Raw genomic sequence first — 22,521 nt, 5'->3', positions numbered from 1 at the left:
TAATTGCATGGGCAATATCAGTAATACTTGCTTTTGTTCGCCAATCCACCATTTTTCGAAGACCATCGGTCTCTATTTTTTCACCATTTAAAATCGCTTCAAGGATACGGCGTCCCGATACACCAAAAATGTCTGATAGAACGGATGTTAGCTTGATATTAGCATCTTGAAGAATTTTGTGAATGCGATTCTGCTCTGATGTGCGATGATGAATCAATTTTTTTCGATAACGAGTAAGATCTCGTAAATCACGAATGTCCTCTGGTGGGACAAAATTACTTTCAATAAGTCCGCATCTTAGAAGCTTGGCAAGCCATTCGGCATCTTTTACATCAGTTTTACGGCCTGGAACATTTTTGACATGCCTGGCATTGGCAAGAACAAGGTGAAAAGATCCTTCGAGTATATTCCATATTGGTTTCCAGTAGACTCCGGTACTCTCCATCACAACATCGGATACCTGAAGGGTAGCGAGCCAATCACTTAAAGCCAAGAGTCCCGTTGTTGTAGTTGAAAACGTTTCTCTAGAGGTTTTTGGCTTTTTATCTAATGGACCAAATAATACACAGGCTACTACTGTTTCTTGGTGTACATCTAGGCCAGCACACCGTTCAATCATTGCTTCCATAGGAGAATCACCTCAAAAAAAGATTAACCATACATATGACAGGAGATTTGTTACAAAAATTTTTGTATACGTACTAGCAGTACACTAAATGGTTCTTCCATACTGTCACAACCAGTTTCTTATACAGGGTATCTTCTTTAAGATCCACCAAAAAAAGTTCAGCCTGGTTGTATTGTTATCATCCATTATCGTCAAGAGGTTAATGGGTTAGACTCTATTTTGAGTTTAGGTTTTCGTAGTAGATGGTGGCGGCGAGGAGCGCCGCCATAGGAGTTTCTTATGGAACTATAGGGATTAAATAAATTCCAAAAGGCACGGATAATTTCTGCAGATAAGAAGGGAGGAAAAGCTACTTTCCCTGAATGAATTACGCATAAGGAGAGTATGTTACTATCTCCATACGGTAACTCCATCGTAAAATACCTATCTTTTGTGAGGGGGCCTTTTGATTTGTTAGAGGCAGAAAAAGCTAAATAAATGAAAATCCACTTTCAATAATCCTTGAAAAAACCCTCAATTTATTTACTTTCAGTTTGAAAGCCGCATTCCTCCGTTGAAAAATGCGGCTGTAATAAATATTTAATTGAAAGCAAATAACAACAATTATAATATGGTTTAATACCCTCGGTTCCGATCTACCATTCCATTCAATGGTTGTTCACTTGTAAATCTCCTTAAATTTTCTATGAAAAAGTTGCTCACTTCGTTAATCGTACTTGGCCCTGACAGATGAGAAGTGACAAACACATTTGGCATTGACCAGAAGGCATGTTCTTTTGGCAACGGTTCTGTCTCGAATACATCGAGGACTGCTCCCTGAAGATGTCCCGCTCGCATGGTAGATATTAAATCCCCTTCATCTATCAATGCTCCACGGCCAACGTTGATAAGGTAAGCTGTGGATTTCATAGCTAAAAGAAGTTCCTTGTTAATGATATGATAAGTGGAATCCGTTAAAGGAAGGGTTAGGACCAAATAATCTAGATCTTTTACAAATTTACCCCATTGATCTGAAGTAAAGTGGGAATCCACTAGTGTTGCTTGCTTTCCACTAAAGCTTAAGCCATGCACATTCATATCAAATGCTCGAGCTTTACGTACAAGTTCAGCACCAATCGATCCAAGTCCAGCGATCCCGATCGTTTTCCCCTTTAGGGTTTCAGAAATGAAAGGATCCCACTTTCGCTCCATTTGCGATTGTTGCATCCGAGGACCGTCTTTCACTATGTCCAAGAGAAACGAAAATACATATTCAGAGATGTAAGCACCAAATTGATCAATAATTCGGGTTAATGTAATGTTTTTAGGTATCGATTTGTCTGCGATCAAATCATTGACTCCGGCTCCCATTGACTGAAACCAGCGAACAGATGAGGCAATTGGTTTACATAGTAGTTGTGTAGGGAAATTCCATCCCAAAATAACTTCAGTACCTGGTAAATATTTTTCTGCTTCCTCCAAAGTTTTCGCTGCCTTCACCGATATAAACCCATTATTGCGGATACAATCAGCATATGCTTCAACCTCTGTCTGAATAGGACTAAATACAAGAATGTTTGGTTTGTGTGTACCACCCATTGACTTTCTCCTTATTGATTCTTTAAATATAGTATAAATTCTTCCCCCTGAGTCCTGCATCTTAAGAAAGCAGTGCACTTCTTTCGGAGTTTGCACTGCTTTTTTTATGATTTTTAATTAGAAAATCGTTATTGGAGACCCGCTTAATGAATCATTAGTTTATTTGTTTAATAAAATTGCTTCTGCGTTACTAGATTGTAGAGCTATTTGTAGTGCTCTTTCTTCTTCATTGTTTAAAGGGACCAATGGTAAGCGGATACCTCCAACATTTATCCCCCGCATATTTAATGCTGATTTTACCGGTGCTGGGCTTGGTGCAGCAAATAATGCTTTCATAATTGGAAGAAGGTTACGATGTGCAGTGGCAGCACCACGGACATCACCATTTTTAAAGCTATTGATCATTTCTTGCATTTCATTACCAATTATGTGTGAAGAAACCGAAACGATGCCTGTTCCACCGATGGCTAAAACCGGTAATGTTAACCCATCATCGCCGCTGTACAATGTAAAATCACTAGTTGTTTTGCTTATGATTTGTGCCATGGCATCTAAGTCACCACTTGCTTCTTTTACTGCCACAATATTGTTGATTTTTGAGAGGCTAACAATCGTCTCTACTGACATGTTCACAACACTTCGTCCTGGGATATTATAAAGCATTACCGGTAATGAAGTTGAATGGGCAATAGCACTAAAGTGCTGAAATAATCCTTCTTGGGACGGCTTGTTATAGTATGGGGAAACGAGCATGATTCCGTCGACTCCTGCTGCCTCTGCTTGTTTTGTTAAGCTGATGGAAGCTTTCGTGTTATTTGAGCCAGTTCCAGCTATGACTGGGACTCTTCCATCAACAACTTCTACAACAATTTTGAATAAATCTACTTTCTCTTCTGCAGTTAATGTAGGAGACTCTCCAGTTGTACCAGCTATTACTAATCCATCAGAACCATTAGCAATTAAATAATTTACTAAAGTTCTCGTAGCATTAAAATCAACCTCATCATTATGATTAAATGGGGTAACCATTGCGGTTAAAACTTGGCCAAAATTCATAACTTCACACCCTTTTGTATAATTTTTTTAAAAATTCAGAGGTGGTTAGGGCCATTCAGGAGTAAACGCAAAAAAGCAACAACGAGGATTCGCTGCTGCAATAGAAACAATGTTTATCAAAAAAATGTTTCCGCGCATAAGATAGCCCTCCATATAGTTTCCTATATGACAGTCCTGTATTTATTCAATAGCAGAACCAGCTTCAAGAACATGAGATTCTTTCCGCTTCGGCAAATTCCCCTTTCCACAATAGTCATAGGATCTCATTCTCCTCAAAATGTGTACTAATGGTCTTTGCTCCTCTATCCTCACTTCAAAAAGTTTGAAGTAAGAAAATATTCAATTGACTGTAATATAACGTGGAATCCTTTCTATTGCAAGGCTATTTTAAAAATATTTTTTTAGAATACATGGATGATTGATGGAAATGGCTGAGTAATGGGGTGGATTCATCTTTTTTAGTAGTATGTAAACTCAATATAATAGTTTTATAAAACAATCTGTATGAAAAGCTTCATCCTTTTATAGTCCGTTTTGAGAATTGATATATCTTATAGAAGGAATTAGTATTTGTCTAATGAATACCTAGAGTAATGATCAAGGAGACATGACCAATACAAAAAGGTATGAATATTCGTGATGTCTGGGGAAGCAAGAAAACGAATCGCTTCAATTGTAAGTAGAACTCCATTGATTCAATCTACTATACTATCAGAAAAAACTTGTTACTTGGATACAGCATCGTGAGCCCTTGGAACAGGCTCTTGTAAATAGTGGTTTTCAAATAAAGCTAGTAGTCAGCGAGCCTCAAACCGATTTCCTTAAGAACAATGTCGATGTTAGTTTTGTATTTGTTAAGTATTCGGATAATGGTGAAATAGTCGCTAACGGATTTCCAGATGGGGTATGGAGGAAAGATTCTTGCCAATGCAACGTTATAATTTACAATACTTAAGAAAAAAATTTACGAACAAGGAACAGGAAGAACACTTCGTCCAAAGGATCTTGAAAACATAGAAATTATTCAAGAGATAATTGATGCAAAAAGTTAGAAGTTTAAATAAGATCTTATTGTGCTTACTAAGGGAGGTTGCTAAGGCAGCCTTTTTCTTTTTGGATCTATCTTGGCAGGAAAGTTGAATAAATATATCAAATATAAGTATTGGGGGGAGTTGATGAAAATGAATGACGCAAAAATTGGCACGGATAGCGGAGTAATAATAGCGGTAAGTAAAAGTGATAAACACACATTCAGTAAGGAAAATTGCAATAGTATAAAACTGTTGAAAGGTTTGGGCGTTGAAGGGGATGCCCATTCAGGTAAAACTGTTAAGCATCGTTCACGTGTAGCGAAGGACCCCAATCAGGCTAACCTGCGGCAAGTTCACCTAATCCACTCAGAATTATTAGATGAATTGAAAGATAGGTTTAATGTTACAGCTGGACAAATGGGTGAAAATATTACCACAAAAGGTATCGATCTGCTTGAATTACCGAGGGATTCGTTACTATATATTGGGGAAACGGCAGTTATTAAAGTAACAGGCCTGCGAAATCCATGCGCTCAGATTAATCAATTTAAATCAGGACTTATGGACGCGGTTTTGGACCGGGATCAGCATGGGAACTTGATACGTAAAGCAGGAATAATGAGCATAGTTTTGGAAAGTGGTGAGGTTCACCCCGGGGACCTGGTTAGAATTCAATTACCACCTTTACCTCATTTACCTCTTGAAAGGGTATAGTGTTTTCAATAGAACTTTTTATTTTCAGTAAAACAAATCAAACTAAATGATCGCTTTCCTTCAATTAGGGGTTGCAGAGGCAGCCTTTTTCTTATGCAATCCAAAAAGAAATTCGTTTAAAAATAGGTAAATTATGGTATTGTGATATTAGAGGTGATCACTTGAGGAATTGCTTTGTTTTTATTAGCCTATTTGCTTTATTCTTTTTATCAGCATGTTCATCAAACCCTTCTCTGGAAATAGTAGATGCGAAAGTTGATATTGTTAAAGATAAAAATTTGCTTGGTTCAATTGTGATAACTGAAGGAGAAAGAAAGGGAGATGAGCTGATACCGACAGCTTTATTTTATGAATTCACCATTATAAATACAGGTAATAAAACAGCGGGTATTGAAGAAGTTGATAAAGGAATTGAACTTAAGATTGAGCCCAAAGACAAATTGAAAGCGGTGTCAGAAGACGTAATGGGCTTCAATATTTATGATCCTGAAGATTATAACGGGAGTGGTGTAGGGTTCGGTCATTCATTTTTATCCGTTCTTAAGCCTGATCAAAAGGGTGAGTATACTCTTAACTACGATTTAGGTGTAAGCGAAGAAAATCCCCAAATTCCACTGCTCGTACCATCAAAAGAAAAATTAGCTGAACTTAAAGAGTATGCATTTGATGCTTTTTTAGTTGTGACAATTGAAGATCAAGAAATAGCAAGATTTGACCTGAATACACTTAAAAACTAACGTTAGTTGTTAGATCACACGGATAAACGCATCTTAGAGGAACTATCTAAAAATAGTCGAATCACAATGAAAGAGCTGGGTGAGAAAGTCCATTTGACTGGTCAAGCCACAGCATCTAGAGTGGCCAGATTAGAAGATAATGATGTAATTGAGGGATATACAATTCAAGTGAATCAATTGAAGGTAGGGTGTTTGGTATATGCTTTTATTAATATCTATACAAAAAGTACAAATCATGGGCCTTATCTATCGTTTATAAAATAACAAGAGAAATACGTTATTAATAATTATAAAATTAGCGGAGATAGTTGTTATCTTCTGGAATGCAGGTTTCCATCTAATGAATTATTAGATCAATTTTTGATAGATTTAAACAAGCATGCAAACTATAAATTATCGATCGTTATTAGTAAATAGGGCATGAATAAAAATGGATATTTGTGAAATAATCACATCTAAACTATTGAGGCTTGAATAGTACTTAAACTAACGGGTATTTACATCATTACCAGGAACTGATCGGCATCTACTTTTCTTATTAGTAAAATAAGTACCTTACAGATAAATGCTGTTAAATAATGAAAATATAAAATACTTGGCGGGATAAATAATATTTAAATGATTAAGGGAGGAAGAATTATGTCCAATAACGTAAGATCAAGAAGAATGATTTTAGATTTAGCAGTTACTTTAGATGGTTTTATAGAAGGGAAAAATGGGGAAGTTGATTGGTGCATCATGGACTCTGAAATGGGGTTTATTAATTTCTTGAATCAAATTGATACGATTTTATATGGAAGAAAAAGCTACGATTTATGGGGACAATTCACTCCAGGAATTGAAGATGCTGATACTGAAAAAGAACTTTGGGAAATAGTTCATAGTAAAGAAAAATACGTGTTTTCCAGAACGCAAAAAGGAACTGATAGTAAAGCAATATTTATAAATGATAATATTATTGAAGAAGTAAATAAATTAAAGAATAAGCCTGGTAAAGACATCTGGCTATATGGCGGAGCAAGTCTTATTACAACATTTATCAATTTAGGGCTTGTTGATGAATTTAGATTATCTGTTCATCCTGTTGTTTTGGGAGAAGGAAAACCATTGTTTATTGACATAAAGCAGAGGTTGAATCTAAAACTGGTTAATACAAGAACGTTCTCCTCTGGCGTTGTGCAACTAATATATCATTTGAATGAAAATTAATAATATTGTCTTCAACAATCGGGAGCTTTAATGGTGCAAGCGATATTAGGCTTTCTAGATGATGAGAGGAAAAATGGTTTCAGTATGTTATGCATTTGCACCAACCAGAACATAAATGGCTTCAATTATTAAAATAACATCTTGTTGAACAAACAGGTTATTTACTTCATTATCAGGAGCTGATCAGCAGCTCTTTTTCTTATGCAACAAACGGGGCAGTTTAGTACAAATCTTCTTATATATTGTTGCTGTGATTATTGAAAACGAAGTATTAAATTTAAAATCATAGAATAAGTATTAGAAGTGAAAAGGAGCTTGCCTAAGTTATTTTTTTCTTATTGTTTTCGTTTTATCTTCAACTTTCTTCCTTTTTATTATCAGGGGAAAAGACGTTTTGAAAAAGGACTAAAAAAACATCAAATTTCTTTCCTGCTAATAATAATACTCTAGGGTGTGTGAACATGAAAAATAGAATAAAAACAAAAATGATAAAAATATTCAGTGGAAACAGGGAAACTAGATTAACCGTTCAAGTTGCAGATACTCATAGAAAAAGAGAAAAGGGCTTAATGTTTGTTGGAAAATTACCCGAAAATGAGGGGATGTTATTTGTGTATCCAGAAAAGATATATGGTGGCTTTTGGATGAAAAACACATTTATTCCTTTATCTATTGCCTTTCTTGATTGGGATGGGGAAATTCTAAGAATACTTGATATGATGCCTTGTATAGATGATATATGCCCTACCTATGATCCGGGAATTTCTTACCAATATGCAATTGAAGTGAATCTTGGATGGTTTGATAAGAATCAAATCAAAGAAGGGGATTATGTAAAGGTATATTGAATTCATCTCACCTCATCTAGTCCTTAGAAGTGAGGTGATTTTTTAGTCTTTAAGTCAGCTTAGTCTTATCCAGCTATCGGGGCAGTTTACAACAGTACTGTTTGATCTTTGTTCAAGGCTCTTTTCATGATGCTTGTGGATTTTAAGTGAAATGAGGTGTAATTTACTTTTTATGGTATTGTATATACAGGAGCTTTTTAAGCAAAAGAACAGTTATCCCGAACGTTTAGATAAAAACGATGGATTTTGCTTTCTTAAGGGGGGATTAGCATAAATCGTTCACGGACAAATGTGTTTCTCTTCTTTTTGGCAATCTTATTTTTCGCAGGTATTATTCTATTTTCATATAGGTTATTTGTTTGGGGATTATTACCGCTGATATTCTTGCTCATCATCTACATCTCAACTAATAAATACCGTTCATCAGCTTCCTTGTTTATGTTTTTCTTATTAGGTACATTAGTGTATCAACTCGGAAGCAGCTACATCAATGAATGGAACATATCCATGGAAATGAAAATCATAATAAACAGAAGTTTACTTATGTTTATTATGGTTGGAACAGTGATTTCACTAATGTTATCTAAGCAGAAGATATTTTTCTTCGCACTATTACCAGAGTGGCACAGAAGGATCACAATGCCGTTTCATACAATTAAATTACCGTATTTTTTACTTATTGGGCTAATGGTATCGAGCACAATACTTATACCATTATTTAGTCAAGAAATGAGCGATTTAAAAACAATATTACTTTTCGGCATATTGTTTGCCATCATAAACGCTACACTTGAAGAGGTAATTTGGAGAGGTATTATGTTATCTAGTTTAAAAAGAAATGTTTCCACCTTTTATGCTGTCGTAATAACCAGTATCGGATTCGGGCTACTGCATATATCAATTGGAATTCCTGTAATAATAAGCTTACTTTTTTCTTTCGGAGGGCTTTTCTATGCAATCGTAGTTTTAAAGACCAATAGTATATATCCATCCATAGTTTTTCACATTGTTATCAACTTGGGGATGGTTTTCAATGGATGGATAATTTGAACTTATTCCATACAAGGTTTCTAAATGAACAAACAGGTGTGTTAGCTAAGAATCAGAGCTGTCTTTAAGGCAGCTTTTTCTTTATGCAACTATCGGGGCAAGTTAGTTCAACAAGCTGATAACTCTAAGAAGCCAGTGAAAACAACAACATTTTCACGTGGTATATAATAAAAATATAATTATCCGGAACTATTAAGTGAGGCGAATAACATGAAGGTAGAAATAAGCTACTTCCCTCCAGAAAAAATAATAACTGTACCTGGCCCAGAAGCGACTTATCCTTTTGAGATAACCGGTGAGTTCCAATATATCGTAGAGTTTTCTTGTTATATTGACGGGGATTATACAGATGCCCATGAAGAATTCTTTTGCAATTGGCTGGAGAGCCCCAATTATTACCCTATTTATTCACTTGCGGAAATCTATGATTTTCAACTAGCAGAGTACGAAGAGCTGTTTAAGATGCAAAATATAGAGTTCAATTATATGAAGGGGAGTCGCAAAGATACGTTCTTTGTAAAGGCAATTATCCGTAGCCCACAGCAATTTAAACAATATTATCCTTATTTGCACGGGAATGGGAGCATGTTGAACTTATCATTATGGTCCTTAAAACAGGATATATTCAGACTAGAGGAAAGGGAACATGAGTCACCTTATCCTGTAAAAAGGACTAAAAATAACCGAACCAGACTTATCAAACTAAAATGGATAGCCAATACCCTGATAGCAACTTTATCTGAGAGTTCCACTATGTTTTGGGTAGGGCATGATGGCGATTATATAGCCGCATTCACAAATGATGAACACTTTTCAACAATAGAGTCTCTTCAAAAAATAATGCCAGAAAAGGTTGAGTTGGTGACTGATTATGAATGGGAATAGTGTTCTCCCTTTCCATACCCTTGTTGAACTAACAGTGCTTTACTTCATTACCGGGAGCTGATCAGCCGCTCCTTTTCTTTCGCAACTATCGTGGCAGGTTACGATATATCCATCTGTTTAATTGAGTGCCAGCTCATGTTATAATGAATAGCTTACGAAATATTACTATTTTTGAACGGATGCCAAGAAAAGCCTCCGCAAAGCGATAAAATATGGAGGTGTAAGAGAATGAATAAACAATGGACGATTGGTAAAATTAAAGAATTTGTTGAGAACAATTCGGAAAGTAAGTTGCTAACGACGGAATATCACGGTTTTTCTCAAAAGTTACTATTTAAATGTACATGTGGCAGCAACTTTGAAAAAACATTTAAGAAATTTAAAAATAATAACCAACGTAAATGTGATGTGTGCCAACCGCCTAAAGCGGCACGATAACGTATAGTGAATAAACGAAGTGCTGATTTCTTTTAAAAGAGAAGTTGGCACTTTTTTTGTTTTGGAAAATAAAAGTGGATTTCAATAAAGGGGAGTTTAGACACTTATTCCTTCCAGAACTAACGGTGCTTTAGCTGAAGATCGGAGCAGAAGCTTTTTCTTTATGCAACTAAATGCCCAGGAAAGTTTAGAAGCATGTTACAAAAAAAGTTGGTTTGTGGAAAGTTTTTCTAATAACAGTTTTAAAGAAACGGGATTAGCTAATAGTGAGGGGCGGAATGAAAAATTCGAAAAAGAGAAAAAAAAATCCGAAAAAATATTAAAGACCCTATAAATAAACATTTACCCTTAACGGAAAATGAAGAAGAAGTTTCCCTTAGGACAAAGGAAGAGATTATAAACAGAATTATCATTAGCGATAGTCTCAGCGAAAGCCATGGAGGCTCCGCCAGCAAAAATTGAGGAATTTATTGAAAGGTATAATGCTAATGAATTATTCACAGAAGAAGAACAAAAGTTTTTAATGAAAAAACATCCTAATCAGAACGAGCTGATTCAATACTCGTGGAAGTTAGAATGTATTTGGCTTCTGCTTTGGTCTGTCAATCTAATATCCGATATAGATGTTCCAGCCGATACGTGTAATGCTGAATATGTTTTTGAGACGGTTTTTCTTCATTCTAAACAAGAGTTGCTTGATATATCCACTTTAAAACCAGCCAGTGATATATTAGATAGTCTTGATTTTATTTATAGAGCACATTGGGCGGTACGAGAAGCTCAAATAAATCATTTGGAAGTTCCATCATCTCTAGATGAAGGCGTTGTATATGAAAGACACTACAATCTTAATTGGCTAGTAAATTATATGGATCAAGAATGGGAGGAAATAAGTACTGGTACATAAAAGCTGCAATACATACTTTTATGCTCCCTTATCAGGGGGATGAAGTTAACCACTTAATCTAAAGGCAGGAAGGTTGCTGAGGCAGCCTTTTTCTTATGGCACTAACGAGGCAGGTTAGCTGGATAAGGGACGAATTACCAGTACAAAAGTTTTAATATTTTGAGATAATCAATATGAACCAAGACTTCGAAAGTAATAGGGTGGATTTGTGAAGAAAATATTCTATTGGCTTCGTTTTAGGTGTATTAGTTATAATAGTATGTATAAAATTAAGTAAACATTTCATGGGGAATGTATTACTTGGTCTACCAATTGGAATATTTATTGCGGCCTTTATAAGGCAATACACAGATAAAATTACAAATAAATTGTAGGTTCCATAAAATACATAGTTAAATAACTTAATCTTAATTAACTTAGGTCGGTTTGGTTGAAAATGGAGTTGGGACGGGAGCTCTTTTTTCACGTAAAAGAACAGGCATGTTATAGTATAGGAGAACCAGATTATTATCTGAGGTAATTTTAATCATCAAAGGAGTTTATTCATAATGCATGTGCTACAAAAAACACAAAAAATAGTTCGCTATCAGAATCAACAGGGCAAGATACATTACGGTATTGTTGAGGATGAGATGATATTACAACTGTCCAGCAGTTTTGCTGAACTTGTCAACAAGGAAATAAAGTTTGACGGGGTAGAGGTAAAATATAGTGACGTGAAAATTTTGGAACCTGTAAAACCTTCGAAAGTGGTTAATTTCGGCTGGACATATGCAGGTCATGCGAAGGAAACAGGGGGAGAGGCAAACCTTGTTGAACCATTTTTATTTTTAAAGCCATTATCTTCGCTTATTGCAGACAAGGAGAATATTATCCTTCCTCCAAACGATCTATCCAACCAAGTGGAACTTGAAGGGGAAGTAGCCCTTGTTATTGGAAAGCGCGGAAAAAACATTAAAGAAGAAGATGCGCTTGATTATGTATTTGGGTGCACGATATTTAATGACGTCACAGCAAGAGATCTTACAAAAAAAGATCCACAGTTTACGCGGGGCAAAGGATTTGATACATTCGGACCTTTGGGGCCGTGCATCGTTACCGGCGTAGATCCCACTAATTTACGGATTGTGACCACCTTAAACGGCCGCGTTGTCCAAGACGGAAATACCAATGAAATGTCTCTAAGCATTCCGTTTCTGATCAGCTGGCTTTCACAGGTGATGACACTGGAGCCCGGTGACATTTTGGCCACGGGTTCACCATCTGGCAGCTGCCCGATCAAATCGGGGGATGAGGTCGTTGTTGAGGTCGAAAATATCGGTCGGTTGTGTAATGGTGTCCAGTAGGATTTGCTGAAATTCTTAATACCGAAATCTAAATAGTTAACAAGAATCAGAGCTGCCTTTAAGGCAGCTTTTTCTTTATGCTAATTAAGGATATAATGGAAGATAATTTGTTGAGTCAAAATATACTTAAAGTAACGAGGACGATTGTTTAAGAAGAAGGACATTACATATTGGTCATATATAATATGTAATGTCCCTTGATTTATCAGCATTTGTTTAAATAATGTAAAATCAAAAGAAAAGCCTACTCTCCAAAACTAGTAGAAATCTCTTCAAGCATTAATTTGTATATTAAGAATTTTTTTTGGGATATGGCTGTATATAGAATCCATTTGTTTCTGACCATTCTCCATATAGGATATCCTCAATTGTTTTATAATTTTTTTTCTGAAGCCCTTCCAGAAGCCATTCTTTTGATTTTTTCACGGATTGCAGCTCTTCCTCTTTTATTTGGCCTTCCTCAATTACTAAGATAGATGGGTCTTCATCCACAGGATTGAGGCCTAGCATATCTGGTGTGACGCTTCCTGCCTTAGTATGAAGCTTTACACTGATGTCCCCGCCAGGCTCAAGATATAAATCACGCACTTCCCGGAGATTGAACACACCCTGTTTCCGTAGCATGGTTCGGACCTGTTCAAGATCCAGATGATTTTTTTTCATTTGCTTTAAATCCAATTCGCCATTACGAATAATCAAAGAAGGGTGTCCTTTGAGCAATTTTTTCAAGCGATCACTTCTTAGAGCGCAGACCTCTATTATATAAATGGAAATGCCCCAAAGGCAAATTGCAAATAGAATCTGCCAAATCGACACTTTTTCATCGTAAATGCCTTCTTCTAGAATGCCGCCCAATACTAAAGCGTAAATAAAATCAAAAGGGGTCACTTGAGACATTTCTTTTTTTCCAAGAAGTCTTGTCACTGCCAGGAGTCCAACCAGCCCAATCACCAGCTTCATTGCTATTTCCAGGTATATCATTTTATCACCTCATCTTTTTTTCTTTTTCTCCCTTTTAACAATCATTTAAACCAAATAGTACCTGTTATTTATTGCACACGCAGAATACCGTTTTCTGCAAAGTGATTTATGGAACTAAAGGGGCAGTTTAGTTGAAGAAGACCCGTTTGCTTTATGGTATAGTTTATTAAATTCAGTTTGTAGTTTATGGGGGAAATTTAGTGTCAAATAAGTTGAAATATGTAATGGGATTGTTTTTTGAAAAAAGAGAAAGTACTAAACCATTTATACTGATTAGATATTTAATGATAATAGCAATGGGCTTAATTTTAATATTATGTATAATTAATGATTTTAATTTTAATTTCATAAAAAATATATATCTTTTATTAGGAATTGGTTCAATAATAGATGGATTTGAAAGTTTTTTAAAAAAGGAAAATAAGAGGCAGATGTTATTAAATTTTGGTATTGCGTTTATGTGGTTCGTAGTATTTTTGATATAGTATTTATATGGTGGTTCGGAACATTTTTTTTATGGAACTATCGGGGTAGGTTAGTTCAAAGAACTGAAAAAGGGTGAAAGTGAATGAATTGCATATCAAGTGTTAATTGGAATCCCATCTTTTAACACCCTTTATCAAAAATTGATTGTAGTTGTTTAAGAAAGTTACTTACCCAATTTTATTTAATTTTTGACGAACAAAACATACAATACACAACAGTAAAGGTATATATACCGAAAATATCGGATAAACATACTTAAGTACAATATCACTTTGAGCCATATGAGATGTATAATTTTCAGCAAAGAAGATTGAGGTAAAAAAAGTGATAAGACCAAATGGAATAATTAAGGTGTTTTTAGATAGTTTAAAAATAGTTGCTCCACCTATAACAGCCGCATACATAAAAATAAGAACTTTAAAAAAATCATTTGCGACCAACCAAATTAAAAATAATGGATCTACTCTGTTTATAAAATCAGCTATATTAATTTTTTGAACCATTTTCAAAAGGGGTGCTATAGATTGATTTCTTGTATATTCTCCTAAAACTGATATTGTAAGTAAATGTATGAAAGCTAGAGCTAACCCACCGGATATAACTCCTGCGATTCCAACTTTTATTTGTGACTTCGGTTTTTTTAAATAGGCGAATATCATCGTAAAACAAATGATTTCTCCAAATGGGGCCATCCAAGCTTCATTAATTGTAGTCCGGAAAATCGTTTCCCACCCTGGTTCAAGAACCGGAAGTAAGTTTTCAACTTTAGCGATATCTGAAACCAACAGAAAGATTATCATGAAAACTCCCGTGATTACGAGAAATACAAAAAAAGTCTCAACTGTTCTACATATTACTTCTATTCCTAAATATAAACCATAAAGTATAGGTAATATGAAAACAATTCCAATAGCCGAAATAGGAGTTCCTTCTAAAAATAAAGGGGTTAATTCCATTGTATCTCTCAAATCCCGTGAAGCACCATACAAAAAAAATAAGATATAAAAAATACCAATAATAGTCCCAATATATTTCCCGAGGATTTTTTTGCAATACTCCGTAAATAATAACTCAGGATATTGTCGATTAAGATAACCGTAAATAATAAGTAAAGGTAAGCCACAAAACATCCCAAGTATAATAGAAATCCAAGCAGCTTGTTTTGCATCCGATGCTAAAGGGAATATTACTGTAGTCCCTATAACAAAAGTTACAATCATAGTGAATAATTGATAAGAAGATATCTTAGAGTTCTCCATCATTTTTCCCCTTACATTTTAATCGTTATGCTTATATATTGCCCTATTTACTTTTTTTTCAAATCAAATTCTATCTTCATTTTCACCTGGTCGCTAAGGAATATCAGTTTAATTGGTTAATTTTAACCTTCTTCATCTTGAAACGGAACATTGGTGGCTGAATATTCTCATCTTGTTGAAGGGGTTTCATCATATCCGGCATTGAGGGAGGAATTAATGCGGCTGCGGGAATCAGTGCCGGTTCACAGGAGGTCAAGAATCACTGTCGTCACCCTCATTTTGATCATCGGAATATCCTTAGCGGTCCAGTGTTCATTATGACGTTTGCTTATACCTATACTCAAAGCAAGATCTTTCAGTTTTCCAGGAAGCGGGTCGAATGCAGGAGAGACAATCTGAGATCCCGTTATTTTTGATGGAGAATGCCCTTTATGGTCATTCTTCTTTTATGTGCTATTAATCAACTAACGGGTGCTATAGCTGAAGATCGAGCTGTCTTTAAGGCAGCTTTCTTTTTTATGGAACTAAAAGGGCAGGTTAGTTGAAGTAGGTATTTGTAATCGAAAATTGAATAATTAGTTACATATACAAAAAATGTAAAAGTTTTAGATTTGAGTTAATTAATATAAAGGAGGAATTAAATTGAGCGAACTTAAACTAATTAATACTTACAAAAACGAGCTTCAAAATTACTCTTTGGAACAGCTAAGATATAAATCTGAAGAAACGGTTTGGTCTATTGGGCAAATGTATGACCATTTAATCCTTGTTGCCCTTGAGTATCTAGATAATATGGATACATGTTTCACCTTAAATGGTGAACACCCCCTTGGGAAAACGGAGTTTGGTAAGCATTTATATAAGATTGGAGGGTTTCCACCAATTAAAATTAAATTACCGGATGAACTAAATACTCCTCCTAATAATTCAGATAGCAAGGACAATCTTATCAGCAGAATGGATCAAGTAATTCTAAGGTTAAGCCAATGGGAATCGAAAGTGGATAATATTAACCCTAATTATAAAGTCGAGCATGGAGGGTTCGGATGGCTGAATGCAAGGGAATGGTATGATTTGGTTGGTATGCATTTTCGTCATCACTTGCGCCAAAAAGATGAGTTAGAACAAAGGCTTGTTAAGTGACGGGTGTTTAAGTTGAGGATAGGATTGTTTTGGCGAGCATGTTTTCTTATTCAAGCAACAGGTGCGTTAGCTGAAGATCGGAGCTGTCTTTAAGACAGCCTTTCTTATGGAACTATCGGGGCAGGATAGTTCAATAAGAGAACCCCAATAATCACCAAAGACTGAATGGTGATTATTTGTTACAATCCCCTAAGTAGAGACACTAACTAGCAGTTATAAGAGGTGTATTCGTGGGTACTTTAAGTCTTATATTCTTAGCAATTTATTGGGTTGGAATAATTATTTGGTCACTAAAAAATAAGGAAAAGGCTAAAAAAGAATTACTTCAAATAAAAAACAATTGGAAGACAGGAGTAATAGTATTTTTACTTGTTTTTTCTCCATTTTTAGTTGTGGCTCTAATGATATTTATACAGTAATTTGTTGTGCCTTATTAATTTAACAAGGTGATTCTTCATTAAGAAGATTGCCTTTTCTTATGTGCTAAAGGGGCAGTTTACTTTTACAAAAATCATGTTATTGAGGGGATTTTTTTATTAAATGTCTAAGGGCTTTAACATGAAGGTTTTATACTGGGTAGTAATTATAGGTTGGTATTTTTTGATTACGATTTTAGCTACAACGGATTGGAAAGGACTTGGTTGGTGGTTTTTAATAATTTGTGCAATTGTATTGTTTTTTGGTGACGGCTTGATAAGAAGATTATTTAAAAAATAACTATTCTATTTTTTTCAACTAACAGGTGCCATACAGTAAGATAGGAGCTGCCATTACGACAGCTTTTTTATTGTTCACTAAAGGGATAGGTTAGCTTAATAAGAGTTAAACAAAATTAGGCGTTGTTTTGTAATGGGATTGTTTTTTGAAAAAAGAGAAAGTACTAAACCATTTATACTGATTAGATATTTAATCGTAATAGCAATGGGATTAATTTTAATATTTAGTTTAATTAACGATTTTAATTTGAATTTTATAAAATACATAATTCTTTTATCTGGAATTGGTTCAATAATAGATGGAATTGAAAGTATTTTTAAAAAGGAAAATAAGAAGCAGATGTTATTAGATTTTAGTTTTGCGGTTATATGGTTCGTAGTATTTTTGGTATATGTTGGTTCGTAACATTTTATAGAACTAACGGGTGCGTTAGTTGATTAAGAAAATAAAAAGAGAGCTACCCGAAGGTAGCCCATAGATATTATGCTTTGTTATATACAGTAGTGAACCAACCAGTAATAGCAGATGCTGTAACACCTGCATCATCAGCATCGACACGAGCTCTCCATTTACCGTCATTGATACGTTTTACGAATGTACCTTTAACACCTTGTGTGTTGGAAGATTACGGAAAAAAATTACGATTTTATAATAGGAAGTGTGTTTTGAAATTTTTCTTAATGTAATTGGCTGAAGAAACAAAGACACAAAAAAGGAAGAGGACTACAAAAGTTCTTCTTCCTTTTTTTTACTTTATTTTTTTGAAATTTACGTAATAAATATAAAGCGTATATGATAGCTGGTATAGCTCCAATCATTAAAATCATGTTTATTAAACCAAATATAAAATAAGAAGACGATACATTCATTTTAATTCAACCCCATTAAAAATTTTAATCTCTATATGTGTATTTTTGATAAACACGAGCAACTTTACTAGTTTTATTTAAAGAAGTAAGTTTGATATAACTAGTAAGAACTATATAGCCATTATTAAGTTTACCATTTAATTTATAAGTTCCTACAGCAATTCATATCATAACCTACTTTTTCAGCTTTTGAATCAGTAACTTCACATGAAGCATCTACAGCTGACCAAACAGTAACATTTGTTCCTGCTACATCAGCATATCTCATTTTCAACCCATAATCAAAAAAGCAAAAATAAAAGCCTAACCAAGATTTTTAGTCTCGATTAGGCTTTTATTTTTTGGCTTTTATTTGATTCATTTCTGCCAGAGTTTCTTTAGCACGCTGCTCAGCACGTTCATAATTTCTTTCCTCAACTTCGATGAGCTTTCCATCAATTATAAAATTGTAATGGTATTTCATTGAACAATTCCTCCTTCTTTGTTGTTCCATAATATAACATATCTTTATATGTTTTTTCCTTTGAAAATGTAAAGATTAGATTTTTAAAGTTCACGGTCAAACTGCGTTTTGGGTCTGTAGTGTGAACGACACTTCACACGTTATTATAGGTAAAAAAGTGATTTTTTATGAAAGTGGTAGGGCGTACCTTTAAGTCTTTCCTCGAACTCATTTGGATCCCTGCGGATTTGTAACTGAATCTTCTATCAATGGAGGGTAAACATTGTTTACCTTGACCTGCTTGATATGCTTCTCTTCTTGTGCTCTCTATGTTGTATCCATCATTGATTGAACTACCTATCATCATAACGTCATGCTCTTTGCTTACTCATAGCATGATACATCAACCATCATAAGCATAACGACATAACGCATTAGACATATCATCTATCATTGGTGGGGATACACAACAGACTGCACCTCACAGTCATTGCTGGTTCACTCATTGAAGCATACTGTTAGAACATATGATTCACCATCACTGTACCTCTGAGCACCACCCAGGACCTCTATACATATCAATAGCTTATCTGTATCAGCTGTATCAGTTAGATATAAGTACCAACTACCTTCATTACCTTATATAGGGGTAGCATCAGGATAATGCGTATTTACAACGATAAGCATTCTGATACAAGTCATATGGACATTATGATCTCTATTTTGTAGGTGATTGGATTGTGTCTAAAAAGGCTCTACACTATTGAGATTGTGAAAAAATGTACTTAAACTAAAGGGGCAGGTTACTTGAAGAAGAGCTATTTTAAAAGTCTAACCACTTTTACTAATTTATGGTAACATCAAATTAATGAATTTTATTAGGAGAGCTGAAATATGGGTATTATACTTTCAATTTTTTACGGCATTGTTGGGTTATTTATTCTATATATAGTTATCGAAACAGCAGTAAGGAAAGGAATTAACAGTTCAATAATTGGTCAATTTTTTGAAAAGAAGTATGGAATTAAAGAGGATAAAAAGTCTTTTCTTGAAGATGATTTAGATAATGATAAATAAATTGGATTCTTAAGCTAACGGGTGAATTAGCTACGAAATTTGGCGAAAAAGTCTAAATGAGTTGAAATAATGAAGGTACTTATGAGGTATTTTACGTTAATTACCATTTTAACAATAGTTTGTGGTTGTCAAAAAAACTATACTGGAGAATATGTACAATGGGGAGATACTGTTGAGACTGTTGACACAAAAAAATTAAAGGAAAATGATATCCCATACAAAATAAAGGATAATAAAGTTTTTATTCCTGAAGATGCCGCAAAAAAGGCAACATTTTGCTGTACATAATACAATAATTTTTAAGTAACAGCTGAAAAAGAAAATATCATTTTGGATAAGAACAGATTGTGAAATAAGGTACTTAAAGTAAAGGGTGCGTAAGCTGAAGATCGGAGCTGTCTTTAAGGCAGCTTTTTCTTATGGCACTAACGGGGCAGGTTAGCATTCCTGTAGTTCGTTATTTTTGAGCTTTGAAAAAAATAGGGCTCCTCAGTAAGATATGAGTAAGACACCACTCTAACTCAAATCCTTAGGAGGAACCCTAATATGAAGTTTAAAATGCAAGATAAACAAAATCAACTAATAGAAAGAATTTCCGATAAACACCTTGTTGTTGGAGTGGATATTGCCCAACATTTACATGTGGCTAGAGCAGTGAATTTCCGTGGAATTGTAGTCGGAGATCCACTTACATTTGAAAATAATGAAGATGGGTTTGCTAGATTATTAAAATGGATGGATAAGCTTCAAAGGTTAAATAAACTTGAGGTAGCCATCGTGGGAATGGAACCTACAGGCCATTACTGGATTAATCTTTCAAAATGGCTGTTTAAACAAGGAATTGAGGTAGTAACGGTAAACCCTCACTTAGTAAAAAGGAATAAGGAAAACCGGGATAATACTCAGTCGAAAAGTGATAAGAAAGATGCCCTGGTCATCGCTGATATGGTGAAGAACGGTTACTACGCTTTTGTCAGGAACACTTCAGAATCATTTGAAATACTTAGGGTCCTTATGTCTAACCGTGATGTGGTAGTTAAACGACTCGTTAGCGCGATTAATCAATTAAACCGTTGGGTGGATATCGTCTTTCCCGAACTCAGGCAAGTATTTAAAGACATTACTGCTAAAGGCGCAATCGCCACACTTCGTTTATTTCCATCTCCAATGGAACTGCGTTCCCTGAAACCTTACGATGTTGTTTCAGGATGGAAATCAATAATGAAGAGGCAGCCTGGATTAAAGAAAGCTCAATTACTTCTTCAGTTAGCTAAGAAATCTGTCGGCACAAGGCAAGCACTTGAAGCGTATAAATTTCATTTGGAACAATTATTAGAGGAGTATGATCTCGCAGTCTTACAACTCGAAAGAGTGGAACAAGAGGTTAAGGATATATTAAAACAAATACCTTTTGCCAAGAAGCTGCTTGCCATAAAGGGAATTAGTGAAATTTCTTTAGCCGGAATATTAGGTGAAGCAGGAGATCTAAGTGGTTTTTCACACGGTAATTCTTTACTTCGGCACGCTGGGTTGCATCTGGCTGAAGCAAGCTCTGGAAAGTGGAAAGGCCAAATTGTCATCACTAAGCGAGGGCGATCCAGGCTAAGGCGTTTCCTTTACTTAGCCACCATGAGCCTTGTGATGAATAACACGGAATTTCAAGCCATTCACTCCCATAATGTTAAAGTGAAAAAAATGAAGAAAATGAAATCGATTATGAAATTGGTAGGAAAGCTAGCTAGGATATTTGTTGGAATAGCACGCAGAAACGAGTCTTATTGTGCAGATAAAGTTCAACCTATAACCGAACTGGTTGCGTAGTTTTAAAGGGGTATTTCTTAATAGGGTTCTCGAAGGGAACCTTTAAAAACTAATGTTCATAGTTTTCTTTTTACTAATTTTGGCTTATTCGTAGGATTTCAAATATGTACGGAGTACCAGATTTCTTGAACAAAAGGGCACCGACCCATCAGGTTAGCATAACTGGCCTCCACCCCTTGGATAGGCATGACGAAGGAATGATAGGGCAATTGACCCGTTGAGACATGGGAGGGAAAGCCTCCAGGGGCGGCGTGGAGAATGTACATTATATGGTAAAATGTGGAGTGTTGTACAACTCCTTTATTTCCCTGTGCCTTCACGAAACATCCATGTCCTGAAATCACTCCGTTTAACCATGAACTAAAATTCAAGGGTGATGAAATCCTGCGAATAAGCGAGTATTTGTGAGAAAATCGGATTAAACTGAGGGAGTTCAACAAATAACTCAAGAACTATGATTATAATGTGGCTTGATTCATACTAATATCTAGAGATTCCAAATATTAGTATGATACAGTAAATATAAGGAATTTATAGATATCATAACGAGGTGGGACGAGAAATGATAAAAGGTCTTTATGAGGCACATTTACCTGTAAGTAATCTTGAAAACTCAATAAAATTTTATAAAAAGTTAGATCTAGAAATTGCATATCAAAATGATAAATTAGCTTTCTTCTGGATTGAGAAAGGTAAAAGTTGGCTTGGTCTATGGGAAACAAACCAGGTAGAAATTCCATACCATCCTTCAATACGACATGTAGCCTTACAAATAGATATAGAGGATATGACATCAGCAAAAGATTGGTTAAATAGTAAAGGAATTAAAATTCGTACGGCCTTTGACTTAACTGAAGAACAACAACCTTTAGTTCTTGATAACAATCCACAAGCTCACGCAGCTATTTATTTTAATGACCCAGACGGAAATTCTCTTGAATTGATTGCTCCTTTAAGATTGGACTTTGAGGAATCCTTTGGAGAGATGTCATTAGAGGATTGGTATAGACGAAATGCTGCTCACAACTAATTCCGTTCTGCTTCAGTAAAAGATTTTTGAATTTAAAAAGGGGGTTGCTGTGGCAATCCTTTTCTTTAGTGAACTAACGGGTGCTTTACTTCATTACCAGGAGCTGATCAGCAGCTCCTTTTCTTATGCAAAAAACGGAGCAGGTTAGTTGAAGAGGTCTGTTTAATCTTTGTTCAACAATTGGGACAGATTGTTGAGTAAAGAAATGATTGTTTTATGTTAAACTAAAAATAAGGTAGGAATAGTTAAAAAAGTAAATAAATTCAAGG

General features: G+C 35.0%; 25 protein-coding genes, 1 pseudogene and 1 riboswitch. Of the genes and pseudogenes, 20 read left to right on the top strand and 6 right to left on the bottom strand.

Translation table 11 applies throughout. The features are described 5' to 3' along the window. The 3 genes from J7E52_RS12960 to dapA form a co-directional block, all read right to left on the bottom strand. Positions 1–628 (bottom strand): IS110 family RNA-guided transposase (locus J7E52_RS12960; RefSeq protein ID WP_214747025.1); only part of this gene is annotated, 628 nt, incomplete at its 3' end. A gap of 615 nt (positions 629–1,243) precedes the next feature. Then, positions 1,244–2,206: a D-2-hydroxyacid dehydrogenase gene (locus tag J7E52_RS12955; RefSeq protein WP_214747022.1), complete on the bottom strand. Its 963-nt coding sequence runs from the start codon at positions 2,204–2,206 to the stop codon at positions 1,244–1,246. 159 nt (positions 2,207–2,365) lie between these two features. Continuing rightward, on the bottom strand, positions 2,366–3,262 hold the full coding sequence (dapA, locus tag J7E52_RS12950; RefSeq protein ID WP_214747019.1) for a 4-hydroxy-tetrahydrodipicolinate synthase: 897 nt from the start codon (positions 3,260–3,262) through the stop codon (positions 2,366–2,368). A gap of 134 nt (positions 3,263–3,396) precedes the next feature. Further along, a riboswitch (Lysine riboswitch) is annotated at positions 3,397–3,575 on the bottom strand. Between the two features lie 862 nt (positions 3,576–4,437). Here dapA and J7E52_RS12945 point away from each other — a divergent pair. From J7E52_RS12945 to J7E52_RS12895, 11 genes and pseudogenes are all read left to right on the top strand, one after another. Beyond that, positions 4,438–5,007, top strand: a complete 570-nt coding sequence (locus J7E52_RS12945) for an MOSC domain-containing protein (protein ID WP_214747016.1) — start codon at positions 4,438–4,440, stop codon at positions 5,005–5,007. 71 nt (positions 5,008–5,078) lie between these two features. Then, the gene (locus J7E52_RS12940; protein WP_214747013.1) at positions 5,079–5,744 is read left to right on the top strand and encodes a hypothetical protein; all 666 of its coding nucleotides are present in this window, start codon (positions 5,079–5,081) and stop codon (positions 5,742–5,744) included. Between the two features lie 6 nt (positions 5,745–5,750). Then, positions 5,751–6,161: pseudogene (locus J7E52_RS12935) on the top strand (Lrp/AsnC family transcriptional regulator). Positions 6,162–6,383: 222 nt separating this feature from the next. Continuing rightward, positions 6,384–6,953: a dihydrofolate reductase family protein gene (locus J7E52_RS12930; protein ID WP_214747010.1), complete on the top strand. Its 570-nt coding sequence runs from the start codon at positions 6,384–6,386 to the stop codon at positions 6,951–6,953. 461 nt (positions 6,954–7,414) lie between these two features. Further along, complete coding sequence (locus J7E52_RS12925; protein ID WP_214747006.1) at positions 7,415–7,801, top strand: DUF192 domain-containing protein; 387 nt, start codon at positions 7,415–7,417, stop codon at positions 7,799–7,801. Positions 7,802–8,308: 507 nt separating this feature from the next. After that, positions 8,309–8,851 (top strand): CPBP family intramembrane glutamic endopeptidase, encoded by a 543-nt coding sequence (locus J7E52_RS12920; RefSeq protein WP_286197721.1) that lies wholly within the window; start codon positions 8,309–8,311, stop codon positions 8,849–8,851. A gap of 210 nt (positions 8,852–9,061) precedes the next feature. After that, positions 9,062–9,736 (top strand): hypothetical protein, encoded by a 675-nt coding sequence (locus J7E52_RS12915; protein ID WP_214747000.1) that lies wholly within the window; start codon positions 9,062–9,064, stop codon positions 9,734–9,736. Positions 9,737–9,964: 228 nt separating this feature from the next. Then, positions 9,965–10,174, top strand: a complete 210-nt coding sequence (locus J7E52_RS12910; RefSeq protein WP_063235826.1) for a hypothetical protein — start codon at positions 9,965–9,967, stop codon at positions 10,172–10,174. A 163-nt stretch (positions 10,175–10,337) separates the two neighbouring features. Beyond that, positions 10,338–10,508: a hypothetical protein gene (locus J7E52_RS12905; protein ID WP_214746997.1), complete on the top strand. Its 171-nt coding sequence runs from the start codon at positions 10,338–10,340 to the stop codon at positions 10,506–10,508. Between the two features lie 84 nt (positions 10,509–10,592). Further along, positions 10,593–11,081 (top strand): DUF4272 domain-containing protein, encoded by a 489-nt coding sequence (locus J7E52_RS12900; protein ID WP_309476886.1) that lies wholly within the window; start codon positions 10,593–10,595, stop codon positions 11,079–11,081. A 548-nt stretch (positions 11,082–11,629) separates the two neighbouring features. Beyond that, entirely contained in the window at positions 11,630–12,427 is a 798-nt protein-coding gene (locus J7E52_RS12895; protein WP_214746992.1) for a fumarylacetoacetate hydrolase family protein, read from the top strand. Between the two features lie 291 nt (positions 12,428–12,718). On the opposite strand, the gene J7E52_RS12890 is transcribed toward J7E52_RS12895, so the two are convergent. Further along, on the bottom strand, positions 12,719–13,408 hold the full coding sequence (locus tag J7E52_RS12890) for a DUF421 domain-containing protein (protein ID WP_214746989.1): 690 nt from the start codon (positions 13,406–13,408) through the stop codon (positions 12,719–12,721). Positions 13,409–13,608: 200 nt separating this feature from the next. On the opposite strand from J7E52_RS12890, the gene J7E52_RS12885 reads away from it, so the two are divergent. After that, complete coding sequence (locus J7E52_RS12885) at positions 13,609–13,893, top strand: hypothetical protein (protein ID WP_214746986.1); 285 nt, start codon at positions 13,609–13,611, stop codon at positions 13,891–13,893. A 168-nt stretch (positions 13,894–14,061) separates the two neighbouring features. On the opposite strand, the gene J7E52_RS12880 is transcribed toward J7E52_RS12885, so the two are convergent. After that, positions 14,062–15,156, bottom strand: coding sequence for a GerAB/ArcD/ProY family transporter (locus J7E52_RS12880; RefSeq protein ID WP_214746983.1), 1,095 nt, complete (start codon positions 15,154–15,156; stop codon positions 14,062–14,064). Between the two features lie 639 nt (positions 15,157–15,795). On the opposite strand from J7E52_RS12880, the gene J7E52_RS12875 reads away from it, so the two are divergent. The 4 genes from J7E52_RS12875 (at position 15,796) to J7E52_RS12860 (ending at position 17,418) form a co-directional block, all read left to right on the top strand. Beyond that, positions 15,796–16,296 (top strand): DinB family protein, encoded by a 501-nt coding sequence (locus J7E52_RS12875; RefSeq protein WP_214746980.1) that lies wholly within the window; start codon positions 15,796–15,798, stop codon positions 16,294–16,296. Between the two features lie 230 nt (positions 16,297–16,526). Next, entirely contained in the window at positions 16,527–16,715 is a 189-nt protein-coding gene (locus J7E52_RS12870; protein ID WP_214746977.1) for a hypothetical protein, read from the top strand. A 121-nt stretch (positions 16,716–16,836) separates the two neighbouring features. Then, the gene (locus J7E52_RS12865) at positions 16,837–17,013 is read left to right on the top strand and encodes a hypothetical protein (RefSeq protein ID WP_214746973.1); all 177 of its coding nucleotides are present in this window, start codon (positions 16,837–16,839) and stop codon (positions 17,011–17,013) included. A 132-nt stretch (positions 17,014–17,145) separates the two neighbouring features. After that, positions 17,146–17,418: a hypothetical protein gene (locus J7E52_RS12860; RefSeq protein ID WP_214746970.1), complete on the top strand. Its 273-nt coding sequence runs from the start codon at positions 17,146–17,148 to the stop codon at positions 17,416–17,418. 798 nt (positions 17,419–18,216) lie between these two features. Here J7E52_RS12860 and J7E52_RS26965 read toward each other — a convergent pair. After that, positions 18,217–18,345 (bottom strand): hypothetical protein, encoded by a 129-nt coding sequence (locus J7E52_RS26965; RefSeq protein ID WP_286197720.1) that lies wholly within the window; start codon positions 18,343–18,345, stop codon positions 18,217–18,219. A gap of 873 nt (positions 18,346–19,218) precedes the next feature. Here J7E52_RS26965 and J7E52_RS12855 point away from each other — a divergent pair. The 4 genes from J7E52_RS12855 (at position 19,219) to J7E52_RS12840 (ending at position 22,252) form a co-directional block, all read left to right on the top strand. Next, complete coding sequence (locus tag J7E52_RS12855) at positions 19,219–19,401, top strand: hypothetical protein (RefSeq protein ID WP_214746967.1); 183 nt, start codon at positions 19,219–19,221, stop codon at positions 19,399–19,401. Positions 19,402–19,470: 69 nt separating this feature from the next. Further along, complete coding sequence (locus J7E52_RS12850) at positions 19,471–19,689, top strand: hypothetical protein (protein WP_214746964.1); 219 nt, start codon at positions 19,471–19,473, stop codon at positions 19,687–19,689. A gap of 258 nt (positions 19,690–19,947) precedes the next feature. Beyond that, positions 19,948–21,222 carry an IS110 family RNA-guided transposase gene (locus J7E52_RS12845; RefSeq protein ID WP_214746961.1) on the top strand — a complete coding sequence of 425 codons (1,275 nt, stop codon included), beginning with the start codon at positions 19,948–19,950 and terminating at the stop codon, positions 21,220–21,222. A 562-nt stretch (positions 21,223–21,784) separates the two neighbouring features. Next, positions 21,785–22,252 (top strand): VOC family protein, encoded by a 468-nt coding sequence (locus J7E52_RS12840; RefSeq protein WP_214746958.1) that lies wholly within the window; start codon positions 21,785–21,787, stop codon positions 22,250–22,252. Positions 22,253–22,521: the final 269 nt, after the last annotated feature.

It is taken from the genome of Bacillus sp. ISL-34, from assembly GCF_018613325.1.
GTDB lineage: Bacteria > Bacillota > Bacilli > Bacillales > DSM-1321 > Peribacillus.
The sequence above is the reverse complement of the archived record's forward strand: the minus strand, read 5'-3'. Positions and strand labels throughout refer to the sequence as shown.

Bases quoted from the DNA above. Each gene is read 5' to 3' on its own strand.
- J7E52_RS12955 (WP_214747022.1), bottom strand. From the start codon at position 2,206: ATGGGTGGTACACACAAACCAAACATTCTTGTATTTAGTCCTATTCAG.
- dapA (WP_214747019.1), bottom strand. From the start codon at position 3,262: ATGAATTTTGGCCAAGTTTTAACCGCAATGGTTACCCCATTTAATCAT.
- J7E52_RS12945 (WP_214747016.1), top strand. From the start codon at position 4,438: ATGAAAATGAATGACGCAAAAATTGGCACGGATAGCGGAGTAATAATA.
- J7E52_RS12930 (WP_214747010.1), top strand. From the start codon at position 6,384: ATGTCCAATAACGTAAGATCAAGAAGAATGATTTTAGATTTAGCAGTT.
- J7E52_RS12925 (WP_214747006.1), top strand. From the start codon at position 7,415: ATGAAAAATAGAATAAAAACAAAAATGATAAAAATATTCAGTGGAAAC.
- J7E52_RS12920 (WP_286197721.1), top strand. From the start codon at position 8,309: ATGGAAATGAAAATCATAATAAACAGAAGTTTACTTATGTTTATTATG.
- J7E52_RS12915 (WP_214747000.1), top strand. From the start codon at position 9,062: ATGAAGGTAGAAATAAGCTACTTCCCTCCAGAAAAAATAATAACTGTA.
- J7E52_RS12910 (WP_063235826.1), top strand. From the start codon at position 9,965: ATGAATAAACAATGGACGATTGGTAAAATTAAAGAATTTGTTGAGAAC.
- J7E52_RS12905 (WP_214746997.1), top strand. From the start codon at position 10,338: ATGCAACTAAATGCCCAGGAAAGTTTAGAAGCATGTTACAAAAAAAGT.
- J7E52_RS12895 (WP_214746992.1), top strand. From the start codon at position 11,630: ATGCATGTGCTACAAAAAACACAAAAAATAGTTCGCTATCAGAATCAA.
- J7E52_RS12890 (WP_214746989.1), bottom strand. From the start codon at position 13,408: ATGATATACCTGGAAATAGCAATGAAGCTGGTGATTGGGCTGGTTGGA.
- J7E52_RS12880 (WP_214746983.1), bottom strand. From the start codon at position 15,156: ATGATGGAGAACTCTAAGATATCTTCTTATCAATTATTCACTATGATT.
- J7E52_RS12865 (WP_214746973.1), top strand. From the start codon at position 16,837: ATGTCTAAGGGCTTTAACATGAAGGTTTTATACTGGGTAGTAATTATA.
- J7E52_RS12860 (WP_214746970.1), top strand. From the start codon at position 17,146: ATGGGATTGTTTTTTGAAAAAAGAGAAAGTACTAAACCATTTATACTG.
- J7E52_RS26965 (WP_286197720.1), bottom strand. From the start codon at position 18,345: ATGAAATACCATTACAATTTTATAATTGATGGAAAGCTCATCGAAGTT.
- J7E52_RS12855 (WP_214746967.1), top strand. From the start codon at position 19,219: ATGGGTATTATACTTTCAATTTTTTACGGCATTGTTGGGTTATTTATT.
- J7E52_RS12850 (WP_214746964.1), top strand. From the start codon at position 19,471: ATGAAGGTACTTATGAGGTATTTTACGTTAATTACCATTTTAACAATA.
- J7E52_RS12845 (WP_214746961.1), top strand. From the start codon at position 19,948: ATGAAGTTTAAAATGCAAGATAAACAAAATCAACTAATAGAAAGAATT.
- J7E52_RS12840 (WP_214746958.1), top strand. From the start codon at position 21,785: ATGATAAAAGGTCTTTATGAGGCACATTTACCTGTAAGTAATCTTGAA.